Genomic DNA, 22,077 nt, shown 5'->3' with positions numbered 1-22,077 from the left:
CTAGGTTGCAGTAAGTGATGTTGTGTATCAAAATGTAACTATCCATTCTTGTCGATCATGCCATTGCCCCCTTCGCAGCATGATGCAGCACCTTTCCCCAGCAGGAGTATGTCCCCATGGTCCAGGTCATCCGCACAGAAGGCACAGTACTTGTTGTTTCCTCCACCAGCGAGGCGCAGCGTGTCGTCAATGGAATGACGCTTGAACCGACAGCCACTCTGGTCGCACCGCAGGGCGCGATCGTGGTGCTGGAAGACGGCACCCAGCTTGTGGTGCCGCAGGGGGCACCGATCGGCGTTGAGGTGTTGCTGGCCGAGTCGCGTGGGGAAGCGCCTGTTGACCCGACAGTGGAAGCGTTGCGCGAAGCGATCGCTCGTGGCGAAGACCCGACCGCGATTCAGGAAGCTCCCGCAGCTGGTGAGAATGGCGGTGCGCCAGGCAGCAGTCGTAGTGGTTTCCTGGATGCCTCTGGGGTGGGGCGCGAAGGGCGTGTCGAACGGACCTCCTATGAATATGAGGGCGGCTTTACCGACCCGGAATTCAATGATGAGGATGAAGATGGTCTGGGGCTGGATCTTGATCCGACACTGCCGACAGAGGTCGTGCTGTCCTTGTCGGTCGATGCCCCGGCACTGACCTCCGACACCACGCCGACCATCGTCGGCACTACCGATGCCGAAGACGGCAGCACCGTCACCCTGGTCATCACCGACAGCGACGGCAACGAACAGACCATCACCGCCACCGTCGAGAATGGTACCTACAGCGTCGACGCCGAGACCCCGCTGAGCGAAGGCGAGTACAGCGTCGAAGCCTCGGTCACCGACCCGGCTGGCAACACTGCGACCAGCAATGACGTGGGCGAGATCGACGCCAGCGCGCCGGCGCTGACTGTCGATGCTCCCGCGCTGACCTCCGATACCACACCGACCATCGTCGGTACCACCGATGCCGACGATGGCAGCACTGTCACCCTTGTGATCACCGACAGCGATGGCAACGAGCAGACCGTCACCGCCACCGTCGAGAACGGCACCTACAGTGTCGACGCCGAGACGCCGCTGAGCGAAGGCGAATATAGTGTCGAAGCTTCGGTTTCTGATACCGCAGGCAACACCGCGACCAGTAATGACGTGGGCGAGATCGATGCGAGCGCGCCGGCGCTGACCGTCGACGCACCGGCACTGACCTCCGACACCACGCCCACCATCGTCGGCACTACCGATGCCGAAGACGGCAGCACCGTCACCCTGGTGATCACCGACAGCGATGGCAACGAGCAGACCGTCACCGCCACCGTCGAGAATGGTACCTACAGCGTCGACGCCGAGACGCCGCTGAGCGAAGGCGAGTACAGCGTCGAAGCCTCGGTCACCGATCCGGCCGGCAACACTGCGACCAGCAATGATGTAGGCGAGATCGACGCCAGCGCGCCGGCGCTGACCGTCGATGCTCCCGCACTGACCTCCGACACCACGCCCACCATCGTCGGTACCACCGATGCCGACGATGGCAGCACCGTCACGCTGGTCATCACCGATAGTGACGGCAACGAACAGACCGTCACCGCCACCGTCGAGAATGGCACCTACAGTGTCGACGCCGAGACACCGCTGAGCGAAGGCGAGTACAGCGTCGAGGCCTCGGTCACCGATCCGGCCGGCAACACTGCGACCAGCAATGACGTGGGCGAGATCGATGCGAGCGCGCCGGCGCTGACCGTCGATGCTCCCGCACTGACCTCCGACACCACGCCCACCATCGTCGGTACCACCGATGCCGAAGACGGTAGCACCGTCACCCTGGTCATCACCGATAGTGACGGCAACGAACAGACCGTCACCGCCACCGTCGAGAATGGCACCTACAGTGTCGACGCTGAGACACCGCTGAGCGAAGGCGAGTATAGCGTTGAGGCCTCGGTCACCGATCCGGCTGGCAACACTGCGACCAGCAATGACGTGGGCGAGATCGATGCGAGCGCGCCGGCGCTGACCGTCGACGCACCGGCACTGACCTCCGACACCACGCCCACCATCGTCGGCACTACCGATGCCGAAGACGGCAGCACCGTCACCCTGGTGATCACCGACAGCGATGGCAACGAGCAGACCGTCACCGCCACCGTCGAGAATGGCACCTACAGTGTCGACGCTGAGACACCGCTGAGCGAAGGCGAGTATAGCGTTGAGGCCTCGGTCACCGATCCGGCTGGCAACACTGCGACCAGCAATGACGTGGGCGCGTTGATTGGCGGCGATTCTGGAGAGGTAGCGGAGGATGGCGTTACCGAAGCTTCCGGCGCGCTTGTCGATGTCGAAAGTACTGATGTTGTCGCTGGCACTCAAAGCGATGATTACGGCACTTTTAGCGTCAACGAGGCAGGGGAGTGGACCTACACCCTCGACAACGACGCCGCCGAGACCCAGGCGCTGGCCGCCGGCGAGACCGTCACCGAGACCTACACCGTCGAACTCAGCGATGGCTCGACCACCACGGTCGACATCCTGATCACCGGCGTGGACGACGGCGCCGTGATCTCCGATGACAGCGGCGAAGTCACCGAAGACACCACCCTGGAAGCGACTGGCACCCTGACCGCCACCGACGTGGACGGCACCGCGCCGACCTTCGTCGCCGCCACCGATGACAGCAGTGTCTACGGCAGCTTCACGGTCGGCAGCGATGGCGAGTGGACCTACACCCTCGACAACGACGCCGCCGAGACCCAGGCGCTGGCCGCCGGCGAGACCGTCACCGAGACCTACACCGTCGAACTCAGCGATGGCTCGACCACCACGGTCGACATCCTGATCACCGGCGTGGACGACGGCGCCGTGATCTCCGATGACAGCGGCGAAGTCACCGAAGACACCACCCTGGAAGCGACTGGCACCCTGACCGCCACCGACGTGGACGGCACCGCGCCGACCTTCGTCGCCGCCACCGATGACAGCAGTGTCTACGGCAGCTTCACGGTCGGCAGCGATGGCGAGTGGACCTACACCCTCGACAACGACGCCGCCGAGACCCAGGCGCTGGCCGCCGGCGAGACCGTCACCGAGACCTACACCGTCGAACTCAGCGATGGCTCGACCACCACGGTCGACATCCTGATCACCGGCGTGGACGACGGCGCCGTGATCTCCGATGACAGCGGCGAAGTCACCGAGGATGGCACCCTGGTCACCAGCGGCACGCTGACCGCCACCGACGTGGACGGCACCGCGCCGACCTTCGTCGCCGCCACCGATGACAGCAGTGTCTACGGCAGCTTCACGGTCGGCAGCGATGGCGAGTGGAGCTACACCCTCGACAACGACGCCGCCGAGACCCAGGCGCTGGCCGCCGGCGAGACCGTCACCGAGACCTACACCGTCGAACTCAGCGATGGCTCGACCACCACGGTCGACATCCTGATCACCGGCGTGGACGACGGCGCCGTGATCTCCGATGACAGCGGCGAAGTCACCGAGGACACCACCCTGGTCACCAGCGGCACGCTGACCGCCACCGACGTGGACGGCACCGCGCCGACCTTCGTCGCCGCCACCGATGACAGCAGTGTCTACGGCAGCTTCACGGTCGGCAGCGATGGCGAGTGGAGCTACACCCTCGACAACGACGCCGCCGAGACCCAGGCGCTGGCCGACGGCGAGACCGTCACCGAGACCTACACCGTCGAACTCAGCGATGGCTCGACCACCACGGTCGACATCCTGATCACCGGCGTGGACGACGGCGCCGTGATCTCCGATGACAGCGGCGAAGTCACCGAGGACGGCACCCTGGTCACCAGCGGCACCCTGACCGCCACCGACGTGGACGGCACCGCGCCGACCTTCGTCGCCGCCACCGATGACAGCAGTGTCTACGGCAGCTTCACGGTCGGCAGCGATGGCGAGTGGAGCTACACCCTCGACAACGACGCCGCCGAGACCCAGGCGCTGGCCGCCGGCGAGACCGTCACCGAGACCTACACCGTCGAACTCAGCGATGGCTCGACCACCACGGTCGACATCCTGATCACCGGCGTGGACGACGGCGCCGTGATCTCCGATGACAGCGGCGAAGTCACCGAGGACGGCACCCTGGTCACCAGCGGCACCCTGACCGCCACCGACGTGGACGGCACCGCGCCGACCTTCGTCGCCGCCACCGATGACAGCAGTGTCTACGGCAGCTTCACGGTCGGCAGCGATGGCGAGTGGAGCTACACCCTCGACAACGATGCTACCGAGACCCAGGCGCTGGCCGCCGGCGAGACCGTCACCGAGACCTACACCGTCGAACTCAGCGATGGCTCGACCACCACGGTCGACATCCTGATCACCGGCGTGGACGACGGCGCCGTGATCTCCGATGACAGCGGCGAAGTCACCGAAGACACCACCCTGGTCACCAGCGGCACGCTGACCGCCACCGACGTGGACGGCACCGCGCCGACCTTCGTCGCCGCCACCGATGACAGCAGTGTCTACGGCAGCTTCACGGTCGGCAGCGATGGCGAGTGGAGCTACACCCTCGACAACGACGCCGCCGAGACCCAGGCGCTGGCCGACGGCGAGACCGTCACCGAGACCTACACCGTCGAACTCAGCGATGGCTCGACCACCACGGTCGACATCCTGATCACCGGCGTGGACGACGGCGCCGTGATCTCCGATGACAGCGGCGAAGTCACCGAAGACACCACCCTGGAAGCGACTGGCACGCTGACCGCCACCGACGTGGACGGCACCGCGCCGACCTTCGTCGCCGCCACCGATGACAGCAGTGTCTACGGCAGCTTCACGGTCGGCAGCGATGGCGAGTGGAGCTACACCCTCGACAACGACGCCGCCGAGACCCAGGCGCTGGCCGCCGGCGAGACCGTCACCGAGACCTACACCGTCGAACTCAGCGATGGCTCGACCACCACGGTCGACATCCTGATCACCGGCGTGGACGACGGCGCCGTGATCTCCGATGACAGCGGCGAAGTCACCGAGGACACCACCCTGGTCACCAGCGGCACGCTGACCGCCACCGACGTGGACGGCACCGCGCCGACCTTCGTCGCCGCCACCGATGACAGCAGTGTCTACGGCAGCTTCACGGTCGGCAGTGATGGCGAGTGGAGCTACACCCTCGACAACGACGCCGCCGAGACCCAGGCGCTGGCCGCCGGCGAGACCGTCACCGAGACCTACACCGTCGAACTCAGCGATGGCTCGACCACCACGGTCGACATCCTGATCACCGGCGTGGACGACGGCGCCGTGATCTCCGATGACAGCGGCGAAGTCACCGAGGACGGCACCCTGGTCACCAGCGGCACGCTGACCGCCACCGACGTGGACGGCACCGCGCCGACCTTCGTCGCCGCCACCGATGACAGCAGTGTCTACGGCAGCTTCACGGTCGGCAGCGATGGCGAGTGGACCTACACCCTCGACAACGACGCCGCCGAGACCCAGGCGCTGGCCGCCGGCGAGACCGTCACCGAGACCTACACCGTCGAACTCAGCGATGGCTCGACCACCACGGTCGACATCCTGATCACCGGCGTGGACGACGGCGCCGTGATCTCCGATGACAGCGGCGAAGTCACCGAGGATGGCACCCTGGTCACCAGCGGCACGCTGACCGCCACCGACGTGGACGGCACCGCGCCGACCTTCGTCGCCGCCACCGATGACAGCAGTGTCTACGGCAGCTTCACGGTCGGCAGCGATGGCGAGTGGAGCTACACCCTCGACAACGACGCCGCCGAGACCCAGGCGCTGGCCGCCGGCGAGACCGTCACCGAGACCTACACCGTCGAACTCAGCGATGGCTCGACCACCACGGTCGACATCCTGATCACCGGCGTGGACGACGGCGCCGTGATCTCCGATGACAGCGGCGAAGTCACCGAGGATGGCACCCTGGTCACCAGCGGCACGCTGACCGCCACCGACGTGGACGGCACCGCGCCGACCTTCGTCGCCGCCACCGATGACAGCAGTGTCTACGGCAGCTTCACGGTCGGCAGCGATGGCGAGTGGAGCTACACCCTCGACAACGACGCCGCCGAGACCCAGGCGCTGGCCGCCGGCGAGGCCGTCACCGAGACCTACACCGTCGAACTCAGCGATGGCTCGACCACCACGGTCGACATCCTGATCACCGGCGTGGACGACGGCGCCGTGATCTCCGATGACAGCGGCGAAGTCACCGAGGATGGCACCCTGGTCACCAGCGGCACGCTGACCGCCACCGACGTGGACGGCACCGCGCCGACCTTCGTCGCCGCCACCGATGACAGCAGTGTCTACGGCAGCTTCACGGTCGGCAGCGATGGCGAGTGGAGCTACACCCTCGACAACGACGCCGCCGAGACCCAGGCGCTGGCCGCCGGCGAGACCGTTACCGAGACCTACACCGTCGAACTCAGCGATGGCTCGACCACCACGGTCGACATCCTGATCACCGGCGTGGACGACGGCGCCGTGATCTCCGATGACAGCGGCGAAGTCACCGAGGATGGCACCCTGGTCACCAGCGGCACGCTGACCGCCACCGACGTGGACGGCACCGCGCCGACCTTCGTCGCCGCCACCGATGACAGCAGTGTCTACGGCAGCTTCACGGTCGGCAGCGATGGCGAGTGGAGCTACACCCTCGACAACGACGCCGCCGAGACCCAGGCGCTGGCCGCCGGCGAGACCGTCACCGAGACCTACACCGTCGAACTCAGCGATGGCTCGACCACCACGGTCGACATCCTGATCACCGGCGTGGACGACGGCGCCGTGATCTCCGATGACAGCGGCGAAGTCACCGAAGACACCACCCTGGAAGCGACTGGCACCCTGACCGCCACCGACGTGGACGGCACCGCGCCGACCTTCGTCGCCGCCACCGATGACAGCAGTGTCTACGGCAGCTTCACGGTCGGCAGCGATGGCGAGTGGAGCTACACCCTCGACAACGACGCCGCCGAGACCCAGGCGCTGGCCGCCGGCGAGACCGTCACCGAGACCTACACCGTCGAACTCAGCGATGGCTCGACCACCACGGTCGACATCCTGATCACCGGCGTGGACGACGGCGCCGTGATCTCCGATGACAGCGGCGAAGTCACCGAGGACGGCACCCTGGTCACCAGCGGCACGCTGACCGCCACCGACGTGGACGGCACCGCGCCGACCTTCGTCGCCGCCACCGATGACAGCAGTGTCTACGGCAGCTTCACGGTCGGCAGCGATGGCGAGTGGACCTACACCCTCGACAACGACGCCGCCGAGACCCAGGCGCTGGCCGCCGGCGAGACCGTCACCGAGACCTACACCGTCGAACTCAGCGATGGCTCGACCACCACGGTCGACATCCTGATCACCGGCGTGGACGACGGCGCCGTGATCTCCGATGACAGCGGCGAAGTCACCGAGGATGGCACCCTGGTCACCAGCGGCACGCTGACCGCCACCGACGTGGACGGCACCGCGCCGACCTTCGTCGCCGCCACCGATGACAGCAGTGTCTACGGCAGCTTCACGGTCGGCAGCGATGGCGAGTGGAGCTACACCCTCGACAACGACGCCGCCGAGACCCAGGCGCTGGCCGCCGGCGAGACCGTCACCGAGACCTACACCGTCGAACTCAGCGATGGCTCGACCACCACGGTCGACATCCTGATCACCGGCGTGGACGACGGCGCCGTGATCTCCGATGACAGCGGCGAAGTCACCGAAGACACCACCCTGGAAGCGACTGGCACCCTGACCGCCACCGACGTGGACGGCACCGCGCCGACCTTCGTCGCCGCCACCGATGACAGCAGTGTCTACGGCAGCTTCACGGTCGGCAGCGATGGCGAGTGGACCTACACCCTCGACAACGACGCCGCCGAGACCCAGGCGCTGGCCGCCGGCGAGACCGTCACCGAGACCTACACCGTCGAACTCAGCGATGGCTCGACCACCACGGTCGACATCCTGATCACCGGCGTGGACGACGGCGCCGTGATCTCCGATGACAGCGGCGAAGTCACCGAGGATGGCACCCTGGTCACCAGCGGCACGCTGACCGCCACCGACGTGGACGGCACCGCGCCGACCTTCGTCGCCGCCACCGATGACAGCAGTGTCTACGGCAGCTTCACGGTCGGCAGCGATGGCGAGTGGAGCTACACCCTCGACAACGACGCCGCCGAGACCCAGGCGCTGGCCGCCGGCGAGACCGTCACCGAGACCTACACCGTCGAACTCAGCGATGGCTCGACCACCACGGTCGACATCCTGATCACCGGCGTGGACGACGGCGCCGTGATCTCCGATGACAGCGGCGAAGTCACCGAGGATGGCACCCTGGTCACCAGCGGCACGCTGACCGCCACCGACGTGGACGGCACCGCGCCGACCTTCGTCGCCGCCACCGATGACAGCAGTGTCTACGGCAGCTTCACGGTCGGCAGCGATGGCGAGTGGAGCTACACCCTCGACAACGACGCCGCCGAGACCCAGGCGCTGGCCGCCGGCGAGACCGTCACCGAGACCTACACCGTCGAACTCAGCGATGGCTCGACCACCACGGTCGACATCCTGATCACCGGCGTGGACGACGGCGCCGTGATCTCCGATGACAGCGGCGAAGTCACCGAGGACGGCACCCTGGTCACCAGCGGCACGCTGACCGCCACCGACGTGGACGGCACCGCGCCGACCTTCGTCGCCGCCACCGATGACAGCAGTGTCTACGGCAGCTTCACGGTCGGCAGCGATGGCGAGTGGAGCTACACCCTCGACAACGACGCCGCCGAGACCCAGGCGCTGGCCGCCGGCGAGACCGTCACCGAGACCTACACCGTCGAACTCAGCGATGGCTCGATCACCACGGTCGACATCCTGATCACCGGCGTGGACGACGGCGCCGTGATCTCCGATGACAGCGGCGAAGTCACCGAGGATGGCACCCTGGTCACCAGCGGCACGCTGACCGCCACCGACGTGGACGGCACCGCGCCGACCTTCGTCGCCGCCACCGATGACAGCAGTGTCTACGGCAGCTTCACGGTCGGCAGCGATGGCGAGTGGAGCTACACCCTCGACAACGACGCCGCCGAGACCCAGGCGCTGGCCGCCGGCGAGACCGTTACCGAGACCTACACCGTCGAACTCAGCGATGGCTCGACCACCACGGTCGACATCCTGATCACCGGCGTGGACGACGGCGCCGTGATCTCCGATGACAGCGGCGAAGTCACCGAGGATGGCACCCTGGTCACCAGCGGCACGCTGACCGCCACCGACGTGGACGGCACCGCGCCGACCTTCGTCGCCGCCACCGATGACAGCAGTGTCTACGGCAGCTTCACGGTCGGCAGCGATGGCGAGTGGAGCTACACCCTCGACAACGACGCCGCCGAGACCCAGGCGCTGGCCGCCGGCGAGACCGTCACCGAGACCTACACCGTCGAACTCAGCGATGGCTCGACCACCACGGTCGACATCCTGATCACCGGCGTGGACGACGGCGCCGTGATCTCCGATGACAGCGGCGAAGTCACCGAAGACACCACCCTGGAAGCGACTGGCACCCTGACCGCCACCGACGTGGACGGCACCGCGCCGACCTTCGTCGCCGCCACCGATGACAGCAGTGTCTACGGCAGCTTCACGGTCGGCAGCGATGGCGAGTGGACCTACACCCTCGACAACGACGCCGCCGAGACCCAGGCGCTGGCCGCCGGCGAGACCGTCACCGAGACCTACACCGTCGAACTCAGCGATGGCTCGACCACCACGGTCGACATCCTGATCACCGGCGTGGACGACGGCGCCGTGATCTCCGATGACAGCGGCGAAGTCACCGAGGATGGCACCCTGGTCACCAGCGGCACGCTGACCGCCACCGACGTGGACGGCACCGCGCCGACCTTCGTCGCCGCCACCGATGACAGCAGTGTCTACGGCAGCTTCACGGTCGGCAGCGATGGCGAGTGGAGCTACACCCTCGACAACGACGCCGCCGAGACCCAGGCGCTGGCCGCCGGCGAGACCGTCACCGAGACCTACACCGTCGAACTCAGCGATGGCTCGACCACCACGGTCGACATCCTGATCACCGGCGTGGACGACGGCGCCGTGATCTCCGATGACAGCGGCGAAGTCACCGAGGATGGCACCCTGGTCACCAGCGGCACGCTGACCGCCACCGACGTGGACGGCACCGCGCCGACCTTCGTCGCCGCCACCGATGACAGCAGTGTCTACGGCAGCTTCACGGTCGGCAGCGATGGCGAGTGGAGCTACACCCTCGACAACGACGCCGCCGAGACCCAGGCGCTGGCCGCCGGCGAGACCGTCACCGAGACCTACACCGTCGAACTCAGCGATGGCTCGACCACCACGGTCGACATCCTGATCACCGGCGTGGACGACGGCGCCGTGATCTCCGATGACAGCGGCGAAGTCACCGAGGACGGCACCCTGGTCACCAGCGGCACGCTGACCGCCACCGACGTGGACGGCACCGCGCCGACCTTCGTCGCCGCCACCGATGACAGCAGTGTCTACGGCAGCTTCACGGTCGGCAGCGATGGCGAGTGGAGCTACACCCTCGACAACGACGCCGCCGAGACCCAGGCGCTGGCCGCCGGCGAGACCGTCACCGAGACCTACACCGTCGAACTCAGCGATGGCTCGACCACCACGGTCGACATCCTGATCACCGGCGTGGACGACGGCGCCGTGATCTCCGATGACAGCGGCGAAGTCACCGAGGATGGCACCCTGGTCACCAGCGGCACGCTGACCGCCACCGACGTGGACGGCACCGCGCCGACCTTCGTCGCCGCCACCGATGACAGCAGTGTCTACGGCAGCTTCACGGTCGGCAGCGATGGCGAGTGGAGCTACACCCTCGACAACGACGCCGCCGAGACCCAGGCGCTGGCCGCCGGCGAGACCGTTACCGAGACCTACACCGTCGAACTCAGCGATGGCTCGACCACCACGGTCGACATCCTGATCACCGGCGTGGACGACGGCGCCGTGATCTCCGATGACAGCGGCGAAGTCACCGAGGATGGCACCCTGGTCACCAGCGGCACGCTGACCGCCACCGACGTGGACGGCACCGCGCCGACCTTCGTCGCCGCCACCGATGACAGCAGTGTCTACGGCAGCTTCACGGTCGGCAGCGATGGCGAGTGGAGCTACACCCTCGACAACGACGCCGCCGAGACCCAGGCGCTGGCCGCCGGCGAGACCGTCACCGAGACCTACACCGTCGAACTCAGCGATGGCTCGACCACCACGGTCGACATCCTGATCACCGGCGTGGACGACGGCGCCGTGATCTCCGATGACAGCGGCGAAGTCACCGAGGATGGCACCCTGGTCACCAGCGGCACGCTGACCGCCACCGACGTGGACGGCACCGCGCCGACCTTCGTCGCCGCCACCGATGACAGCAGTGTCTACGGCAGCTTCACGGTCGGCAGCGATGGCGAGTGGAGCTACACCCTCGACAACGACGCCGCCGAGACCCAGGCGCTGGCCGCCGGCGAGACCGTCACCGAGACCTACACCGTCGAACTCAGCGATGGCTCGACCACCACGGTCGACATCCTGATCACCGGCGTGGACGACGGCGCCGTGATCTCCGATGACAGCGGCGAAGTCACCGAGGACACCACCCTGGTCACCAGCGGCACGCTGACCGCCACCGACGTGGACGGCACCGCGCCGACCTTCGTCGCCGCCACCGATGACAGCAGTGTCTACGGCAGCTTCACGGTCGGCAGCGATGGCGAGTGGAGCTACACCCTCGACAACGACGCCGCCGAGACCCAGGCGCTGGCCGCCGGCGAGACCGTCACCGAGACCTACACCGTCGAACTCAGCGATGGCTCGACCACCACGGTCGACATCCTGATCACCGGCGTGGACGACGGCGCCGTGATCTCCGATGACAGCGGCGAAGTCACCGAGGACGGCACCCTGGTCACCAGCGGCACCCTGACCGCCACCGACGTGGACGGCACCGCGCCGACCTTCGTCGCCGCCACCGATGACAGCAGTGTCTACGGCAGCTTCACGGTCGGCAGCGATGGCGAGTGGAGCTACACCCTCGACAACGACGCCGCCGAGACCCAGGCGCTGGCCGCCGGCGAGACCGTCACCGAGACCTACACCGTCGAACTCAGCGATGGCTCGACCACCACGGTCGACATCCTGATCACCGGCGTGGACGACGGCGCCGTGATCTCCGATGACAGCGGCGAAGTCACCGAGGACGGCACCCTGGTCACCAGCGGCACCCTGACCGCCACCGACGTGGACGGCACCGCGCCGACCTTCGTCGCCGCCACCGATGACAGCAGTGTCTACGGCAGCTTCACGGTCGGCAGCGATGGCGAGTGGACCTACACCCTCGACAACGACGCCGCCGAGACCCAGGCGCTGGCCGCCGGCGAGACCGTCACCGAGACCTACACCGTCGAACTCAGCGATGGCTCGACCACCACGGTCGACATCCTGATCACCGGCGTGGACGACGGCGCCGTGATCTCCGATGACAGCGGCGAAGTCACCGAGGATGGCACCCTGGTCACCAGCGGCACGCTGACCGCCACCGACGTGGACGGCACCGCGCCGACCTTCGTCGCCGCCACCGATGACAGCAGTGTCTACGGCAGCTTCACGGTCGGCAGCGATGGCGAGTGGAGCTACACCCTCGACAACGACGCCGCCGAGACCCAGGCGCTGGCCGCCGGCGAGACCGTCACCGAGACCTACACCGTCGAACTCAGCGATGGCTCGACCACCACGGTCGACATCCTGATCACCGGCGTGGACGACGGCGCCGTGATCTCCGATGACAGCGGCGAAGTCACCGAAGACACCACCCTGGAAGCGACTGGCACCCTGACCGCCACCGACGTGGACGGCACCGCGCCGACCTTCGTCGCCGCCACCGATGACAGCAGTGTCTACGGCAGCTTCACGGTCGGCAGCGATGGCGAGTGGACCTACACCCTCGACAACGACGCCGCCGAGACCCAGGCGCTGGCCGCCGGCGAGACCGTCACCGAGACCTACACCGTCGAACTCAGCGATGGCTCGACCACCACGGTCGACATCCTGATCACCGGCGTGGACGACGGCGCCGTGATCTCCGATGACAGCGGCGAAGTCACCGAGGATGGCACCCTGGTCACCAGCGGCACGCTGACCGCCACCGACGTGGACGGCACCGCGCCGACCTTCGTCGCCGCCACCGATGACAGCAGTGTCTACGGCAGCTTCACGGTCGGCAGCGATGGCGAGTGGAGCTACACCCTCGACAACGACGCCGCCGAGACCCAGGCGCTGGCCGCCGGCGAGACCGTCACCGAGACCTACACCGTCGAACTCAGCGATGGCTCGACCACCACGGTCGACATCCTGATCACCGGCGTGGACGACGGCGCCGTGATCTCCGATGACAGCGGCGAAGTCACCGAGGATGGCACCCTGGTCACCAGCGGCACGCTGACCGCCACCGACGTGGACGGCACCGCGCCGACCTTCGTCGCCGCCACCGATGACAGCAGTGTCTACGGCAGCTTCACGGTCGGCAGCGATGGCGAGTGGAGCTACACCCTCGACAACGACGCCGCCGAGACCCAGGCGCTGGCCGCCGGCGAGACCGTTACCGAGACCTACACCGTCGAACTCAGCGATGGCTCGACCACCACGGTCGACATCCTGATCACCGGCGTGGACGATGGCGCCGTGATCTCCGATGACAGCGGCGAAGTCACCGAAGACACCACCCTGGAAGCGACTGGCACCCTGACCGCCACCGACGTGGACGGCACCGCGCCGACCTTCGTCGCCGCCACCGATGACAGCAGTGTCTACGGCAGCTTCACGGTCGGCAGCGATGGCGAGTGGAGCTACACCCTCGACAACGACGCCGCCGAGACCCAGGCGCTGGCCGCCGGCGAGACCGTCACCGAGACCTACACCGTCGAACTCAGCGATGGCTCGACCACCACGGTCGACATCCTGATCACCGGCGTGGACGACGGCGCCGTGATCTCCGATGACAGCGGCGAAGTCACCGAGGACACCACCCTGGTCACCAGCGGCACGCTGACCGCCACCGACGTGGACGGCACCGCGCCGACCTTCGTCGCCGCCACCGATGACAGCAGTGTCTACGGCAGCTTCACGGTCGGCAGCGATGGCGAGTGGAGCTACACCCTCGACAACGACGCCGCCGAGACCCAGGCGCTGGCCGCCGGCGAGACCGTCACCGAGACCTACACCGTCGAACTCAGCGATGGCTCGACCACCACGGTCGACATCCTGATCACCGGCGTGGACGACGGCGCCGTGATCTCCGATGACAGCGGCGAAGTCACCGAGGACGGCACCCTGGTCACCAGCGGCACGCTGACCGCCACCGACGTGGACGGCACCGCGCCGACCTTCGTCGCCGCCACCGATGACAGCAGTGTCTACGGCAGCTTCACGGTCGGCAGCGATGGCGAGTGGACCTACACCCTCGACAACGACGCCGCCGAGACCCAGGCGCTGGCCGCCGGCGAGACCGTCACCGAGACCTACACCGTCGAACTCAGCGATGGCTCGACCACCACGGTCGACATCCTGATCACCGGCGTGGACGACGGCGCCGTGATCTCCGATGACAGCGGCGAAGTCACCGAGGATGGCACCCTGGTCACCAGCGGCACGCTGACCGCCACCGACGTGGACGGCACCGCGCCGACCTTCGTCGCCGCCACCGATGACAGCAGTGTCTACGGCAGCTTCACGGTCGGCAGCGATGGCGAGTGGAGCTACACCCTCGACAACGACGCCGCCGAGACCCAGGCGCTGGCCGCCGGCGAGACCGTCACCGAGACCTACACCGTCGAACTCAGCGATGGCTCGACCACCACGGTCGACATCCTGATCACCGGCGTGGACGACGGCGCCGTGATCTCCGATGACAGCGGCGAAGTCACCGAGGACGGCACCCTGGTCACCAGCGGCACGCTGACCGCCACCGACGTGGACGGCACCGCGCCGACCTTCGTCGCCGCCACCGATGACAGCAGTGTCTACGGCAGCTTCACGGTCGGCAGCGATGGCGAGTGGAGCTACACCCTCGACAACGACGCCGCCGAGACCCAGGCGCTGGCCGCCGGCGAGACCGTCACCGAGACCTACACCGTCGAACTCAGCGATGGCTCGACCACCACGGTCGACATCCTGATCACCGGCGTGGACGACGGCGCCGTGATCTCCGATGACAGCGGCGAAGTCACCGAGGATGGCACCCTGGTCACCAGCGGCACGCTGACCGCCACCGACGTGGACGGCACCGCGCCGACCTTCGTCGCCGCCACCGATGACAGCAGTGTCTACGGCAGCTTCACGGTCGGCAGCGATGGCGAGTGGAGCTACACCCTCGACAACGACGCCGCCGAGACCCAGGCGCTGGCCGCCGGCGAGACCGTTACCGAGACCTACACCGTCGAACTCAGCGATGGCTCGACCACCACGGTCGACATCCTGATCACCGGCGTGGACGACGGCGCCGTGATCTCCGATGACAGCGGCGAAGTCACCGAGGATGGCACCCTGGTCACCAGCGGCACCCTGACCGCCACCGACGTGGACGGCACCGCGCCGACCTTCGTCGCCGCCACCGATGACAGCAGTGTCTACGGCAGCTTCACGGTCGGCAGCGATGGCGAGTGGAGCTACACCCTCGACAACGACGCCGCCGAGACCCAGGCGCTGGCCGCCGGCGAGACCGTCACCGAGACCTACACCGTCGAACTCAGCGATGGCTCGACCACCACGGTCGACATCCTGATCACCGGCGTGGACGACGGCGCCGTGATCTCCGATGACAGCGGCGAAGTCACCGAGGACGGCACCCTGGTCACCAGCGGCACGCTGACCGCCACCGACGTGGACGGCACCGCGCCGACCTTCGTCGCCGCCACCGATGACAGCAGTGTCTACGGCAGCTTCACGGTCGGCAGCGATGGCGAGTGGACCTACACCCTCGACAACGACGCCGCCGAGACCCAGGCGCTGGCCGCCGGCGAGACCGTCACCGAGACCTACACCGTCGAACTCAGCGATGGCTCGACCACCACGGTCGACATCCTGATCACCGGCGTGGACGACGGCGCCGTGATCTCCGATGACAGCGGCGAAGTCACCGAGGACGGCACCCTGGTCACCAGCGGCACGCTGACCGCCACCGACGTGGACGGCACCGCGCCGACCTTCGTCGCCGCCACCGATGACAGCAGTGTCTACGGCAGCTTCACGGTCGGCAGCGATGGCGAGTGGAGCTACACCCTCGACAACGACGCCGCCGAGACCCAGGCGCTGGCCGCCGGCGAGACCGTCACCGAGACCTACACCGTCGAACTCAGCGATGGCTCGACCACCACGGTCGACATCCTGATCACCGGCGTGGACGACGGCGCCGTGATCTCCGATGACAGCGGCGAAGTCACCGAGGATGGCACCCTGGTCACCAGCGGCACGCTGACCGCCACCGACGTGGACGGCACCGCGCCGACCTTCGTCGCCGCCACCGATGACAGCAGTGTCTACGGCAGCTTCACGGTCGGCAGCGATGGCGAGTGGAGCTACACCCTCGACAACGACGCCGCCGAGACCCAGGCGCTGGCCGCCGGCGAGACCGTTACCGAGACCTACACCGTCGAACTCAGCGATGGCTCGACCACCACGGTCGACATCCTGATCACCGGCGTGGACGATGCAGCCCCCATCATCACGCTGGCTGACAAGGAAGTGACCGAGGCCACGGGGGAGACGGTCACTGACACCTTCCAGGTGGACGCGGATGCCGGCATCGCCAGCGTCACCATCAATGGCACGGATATCACTACGGCGTCAGTGGATAATCCCATCGTGATTCCGGGCGCGACTGATGACGAAGGCACGCTGACCATCACGGGCTACGATTCCGGCACCGTGTCCTACACCTATGTGGAGGATGGTACGGCTGCGGATCACTCGGCTGGTGACGATAGCGTGTTCGACAACTACGCCGTGGTCGTCACTGATCTGGCTGGGCAGAGCACCAGCGACAGTCTTGACGTCAAGATTCTGGATACCGCGCCGACGGCCAAGCCGGATGAGCGCGATATTGATGAAGATGCGACGGATGAGCTCACGGGCAACGTGATCGACGGTGCCAATGACAATGAGGACGTCTTGGGTGCAGATGCGCCGTTCATGGTCTGCAAACTGGACGATACCGGAATTGCCGACGGCGGCAGTGCTACGGTCACGGGCGATTACGGTACGCTGACGCTCAACAGTGACGGTAGCTATACCTACGTTCTGGATACCACCAAGACGCAGTCACTGGCAGAGGGTGAGCCGGCGGAAGACGTCTTCACCTATGTGCTGGAAGACAGCGATGGTGACTATTCCAGCACCACGCTGACCATCAACATCACGGGCTCGGCCGATGCAGTGCCGGTCATCACGCTGGTTGACAAGGAAGTGACCGAGGCCACGGGTGCCACTGTCACTGACACCTTCCAGGTGGAAGCGGATGCCGGCATCGCCAGCGTCACCATCAATGGCACGGATATCACTACGGCGTCAGTGGATAACCCCATCGTGATCCCGGGTGCGACTGATGACGAAGGCACGCTGACCATCACGGGCTACGATTCCGGCACCGTGTCCTACACCTATGTGGAGGATGGTACGGCTGCGGATCACTCGGCTGGTGACGATAGCGTGTTCGACAACTACGCCGTGGTCGTCACTGACCTGGCTGGGCAGAGCACCAGTGACAGTCTTGATGTCAAGATTCTGGATACCGCGCCTGTCGCCAATGACGATACCTACACCATTCGGGAAGATGATACGTCTCCGGATGGTGAGCCGGTGATCAACACCAATGTCATTTCGAGTGTTGTCGGCGGCGGACAGGATGAGCTGGGCGCTGATGGCGTGACCATCACGCATCTCGATGGCACTTCACTGGTAGACAATGAGGGCAGCGTTACCGTCGATGGCAGCTACGGTAGCTTGACCCTCAATACCGATGGCACCTTCAGCTATGACCTGGATGATGTACGTGCCCAGGCGTTGGGAGCGGGTGATCTGGTCAAGGAGGAGTTCGAGTACACCATCCTTGATGCGGATGGGGATTCGGATACCGCTGTCATCACCATCAATGTCCAGGGCTTGAACGACAAGCCAGTGGCCTATGACGATGGCCCGATTCTGGTCGAGGAAGATACTCCGGTCAGCGGCAACGTCCTGAGCAATGACGTCGACGCCGATGGTGATGAGTTGAGCGTCGTCAGCTTCACTGTTGACGGCGATACATACGACCCGGGCGAGACAGCGGATCTTGGCGAAGTCGGCACACTGCTTATCAATGCCGATGGTACCTTCACCTTCACGCCCGGCGAGAATTACAACGGTCCGGTACCTGACACCACCTATGTGATCACGGATGGCACCGAAGTTGATGAAGCCATTCTCAGCTTCCAGGGTGTCACGGCGGTCGATGATCCGGTTGTCATCAGTGCAGATGATGGGGCAGTGGCCGAAGATGGTGTGACACAAGCTTCAGGTACGCTGACCGCAACCGATGTCGATAGTGACGCCCCGACGTTTACGCCGGCCACTGACGACAGCAGTCTCTACGGTACCTTCGCTGTCGATGCCGACGGTAGCTGGACCTATACGCTGGATAACGACACTGCCGCTGTGCAGGGGCTGACATCTGCCGACACGATCAATGAGCAGTACATCGTGCAGCTCAGCGATGGTTCCACCACGACAGTGGATATCGTGATCACCGGTACTGATGATGCAATGCCGGTCATCAGTTCACTGGAAGGTCAGTCGGTCACCGAAGCGACAGGAGGTACTGTCACCGATACCTTTACCGTGAAAGCTGCGGCAGGTATTGCGGCAGTGACAATCGCTGGTGTGGATATCACGGACGCCAACACCACACCGGTAGTGATTTCCAATCCAGATGGCGAAGGGACACTGACCGTTACTGGCTATGATGCCGACACCGGAGTGGTCTCCTACAGCTATGTGGAAGATGGCACTGCGGCTGATCATGCCGGTGGCGATGACAGTGTCGTTGACGACTTCGCTGTCGTGGTGACGGATCTTGCCGGTCAGAGCACCACATCCAGTCTGGATGTCACCGTTCTGGACACCGCGCCGATCGCCAACGCTGATACCCGCAGCATGAACGAGAATCGTAGTGCTGCCGTTACCGGCAACGTGGTGAACGGCTCATCTGCGACGGCGGACACCCTGGGGGCCGATGCGGTCACCGTCACCGCCGTCACTTCTGGATCAGAAACCGTCACGGTGAGCGATGGCGCGGCGGCCGTGATCACGGGTGAGCACGGCGAGCTGACCCTGGCGGCGGATGGCTCCTACAGCTACCAGTCAGCACGCGACGACCTGCAGTACCTGGCGGTCGGTGAGTCGGTCACGGACGTCTATACCTACGTGATCACGGATGCTGACGGTGATACCTCCAGCACCACTCTGACGATTACCATCAATGGTCGCAACGACGGCCCGGCGATCAGTGTCAGCAGTGGCGACAGTACCGCCGCCAGCCTGACGGAGACGGATTCACCGCTGAGTGCCAGCGGGACTCTGTCGGTGGATGACGTGGATCTCAGCAACATCGTGACGCCGAGCGTCACCGGCGTCTCCAGTGCTGGAGACACCGGTACGCTGGACAACGATGACCTGCTTGCGCTGCTGGGCGTGGATACCGGGGCCATCATCGATGATGAGAGCACTGAAGGTACGCTCAACTGGTCCTTCGACAGCAGTGCTGCCGGGGAAAGCTTCGACTACCTGTCTGCAGGCGAGTCACTGGTCCTGACCTACACCGTCACTGTCACGGATACGGCAGGAGCGACAGCTACCCAGGATGTCACCATTACCATCCAGGGGACGAACGATGCCCCGGTGGTGACTGCGACTGAAGGCCGTGTCAGTGAAGAAGGGCTCGAAGGCGGTATCGCCGACAGTGATGCGGCTGATGGCTTCACGGATACCACCGATGCCACCACCGTCACCGGTACGGTTTCCGTCACGGACGTCGATAGTGACAGCGTGTCGCTGGTATTGACGGCTCCTGCCACGGCCATCACCTCCGGTGGCAGTGCGGTGGCCTGGTCCGGCAGCGGTACCCAGTCAATGGTGGCAACCGATGCTGATGGCAATGAAGTCGCGACGGTGACCATCGATGACAGCGGTGCCTATACCTTCACTCTGAGTCAGGCGGTCGATCATTCGGGTGATGGTGAAGATGTCCTGTCTCTGGACTTCGGTGTGCTCGCAACGGATAGCGAAGGCGCAAGCTCTACCGGCACGCTGACCATCGGCATCGAGGATGATGCACCCGAGCAGCAGGAAGCGCAGAGCTTCTCCTCGACGCTGGTGGACACAAATCTCACTATCATTCTTGATGTGTCAGGTTCCATGAATACAACTGATGGAATCGATGGTGAAACTCGCCTGCAGAGCGCCATTGATTCCATCAAGTCTCTGATTGAGGCCTACGATGACTTTGGTGACGTACGTATCAATCTGGTCACGTTCTCAACCATTGGCACAGCGCAAGATGCATGGATGACCGTCGGTGAAGTTGAAATCATATTGGATAGTCTTGTTGCCAATGGAGTCACTAACTACGACTCTGCGCTAGCTGCTGCCATCGAGAATTACTCCCAAGATGGGGCGTTGGAAGATGCGCAAAGCATTTCCTATTTCTTCTCCGATGGTGAGCCAAACTATGGTGATGGGGATTCTAGGGAATTGAATGTCCTTACCGGTGGGTTCGTGTATAGCGCTGATGCCGGTATCTCGAACGATGAAGAGGATATCTGGACTGACTTCCTGGTCGATAATGGCATCAAGTCCTACGCTATCGGCTTGGGTAGCAATGTCACAGAGTCCAATCTTGATCCGATTGCCTATGACGGCTCAGCGGTTGAAGACCTTGATAGCACTGTCGTTACCAGCTTTGAGGATCTCGACGATACCCTCGCCGCTACTGTCCAATCACCGGTCAGTGGTCAGCTTGTCTCGGGCAGCTCCGTGGATGGCAGTCTGTTGGGAGCGGATGGCGGTTATCTGCAGTCGGTCACCGTGGATGGCACGACCTACAGTTATGATCCGGATACCAATGCTGTTTCTGCCACTGGCACCGACAACAGCAGCTACGATGCAGACAGCCTGGAGCTGACCATTTCGACGGAACTGGGCGGCAGCATGCTGTTCAATCTGGGGAGCGGTGATTTCTCCTACACACCGCCGGAGAATGTCAGCGAGCGCTCCACGGACAGCTTCGATTACGTGACGGTCGACAATGACGGGGATACCAACACTTCCAGCGTCAGCATTGATGTCGACAAGTTGGCTGTCGTGATCGGGACTTCCGGTGACGATACTTTGACCGGCGATGGTGACGGGCCTTTCTATGCCGATTATCTGATCGGGCAGGCTGGCGATGACACCTTGAGTGGAGGTGTAGGCAGTGATCGTCTGGAAGGCGGCAGCGGCAGCGATACGCTGCGGGGCGGCACCGGCAACGATATCCTCTCTGGTGGTGAGGGTGATGATCTTCTGGTCGGAGGTACCGGCAATGACATCCTGACCGGCGGCGATGGTGCTGACACCTTCCAGTGGCTGGGTGGTGATGACATCAATAGCGAAGGCGGCATGGCGACGGATACCATCACCGACTTCAGTGTCGCGGATGGCGATGTCATCGATCTGTCTGATCTGCTGGAGGCTGATGAGGATGCCGATACGCTCTCGAGCTTCCTGCACTTCGAGTCAGATGGAGAGGGTGGTACCAATATCGAGATCAGTGTCGATGGGTCCGATGGCAGCAATATCACGCAAGAGATCAATCTGCAGGATGTCGACCTGACATCAGGTGGCGACACGGATACGCAGATCATTCAATCTCTGCTCGACAGCAACAGTCTCAAGACGAATGTTGACGGCTGAATCGATGTGATAGGGGAGATGGCTTAGGCTGTCT

The 22,077-nt window shown here is 65.0% G+C and carries 1 protein-coding gene; it reads left to right on the top strand.

Annotated elements, in window-relative coordinates; genetic code table 11:
- The first annotated feature begins 116 nt into the window (after positions 1–116).
- A complete protein-coding gene (locus tag AC5WNI_RS14120) occupies positions 117–22,043 on the top strand; it encodes a VCBS domain-containing protein (protein ID WP_495928552.1) in 21,927 nt (7,308 codons plus the stop codon).
- Positions 22,044–22,077: the final 34 nt, after the last annotated feature.

Source organism: Cobetia sp. PDI-12MA (assembly GCF_059507695.1).
The sequence above is the reverse complement of the archived record's forward strand: the minus strand, read 5'-3'. Positions and strand labels throughout refer to the sequence as shown.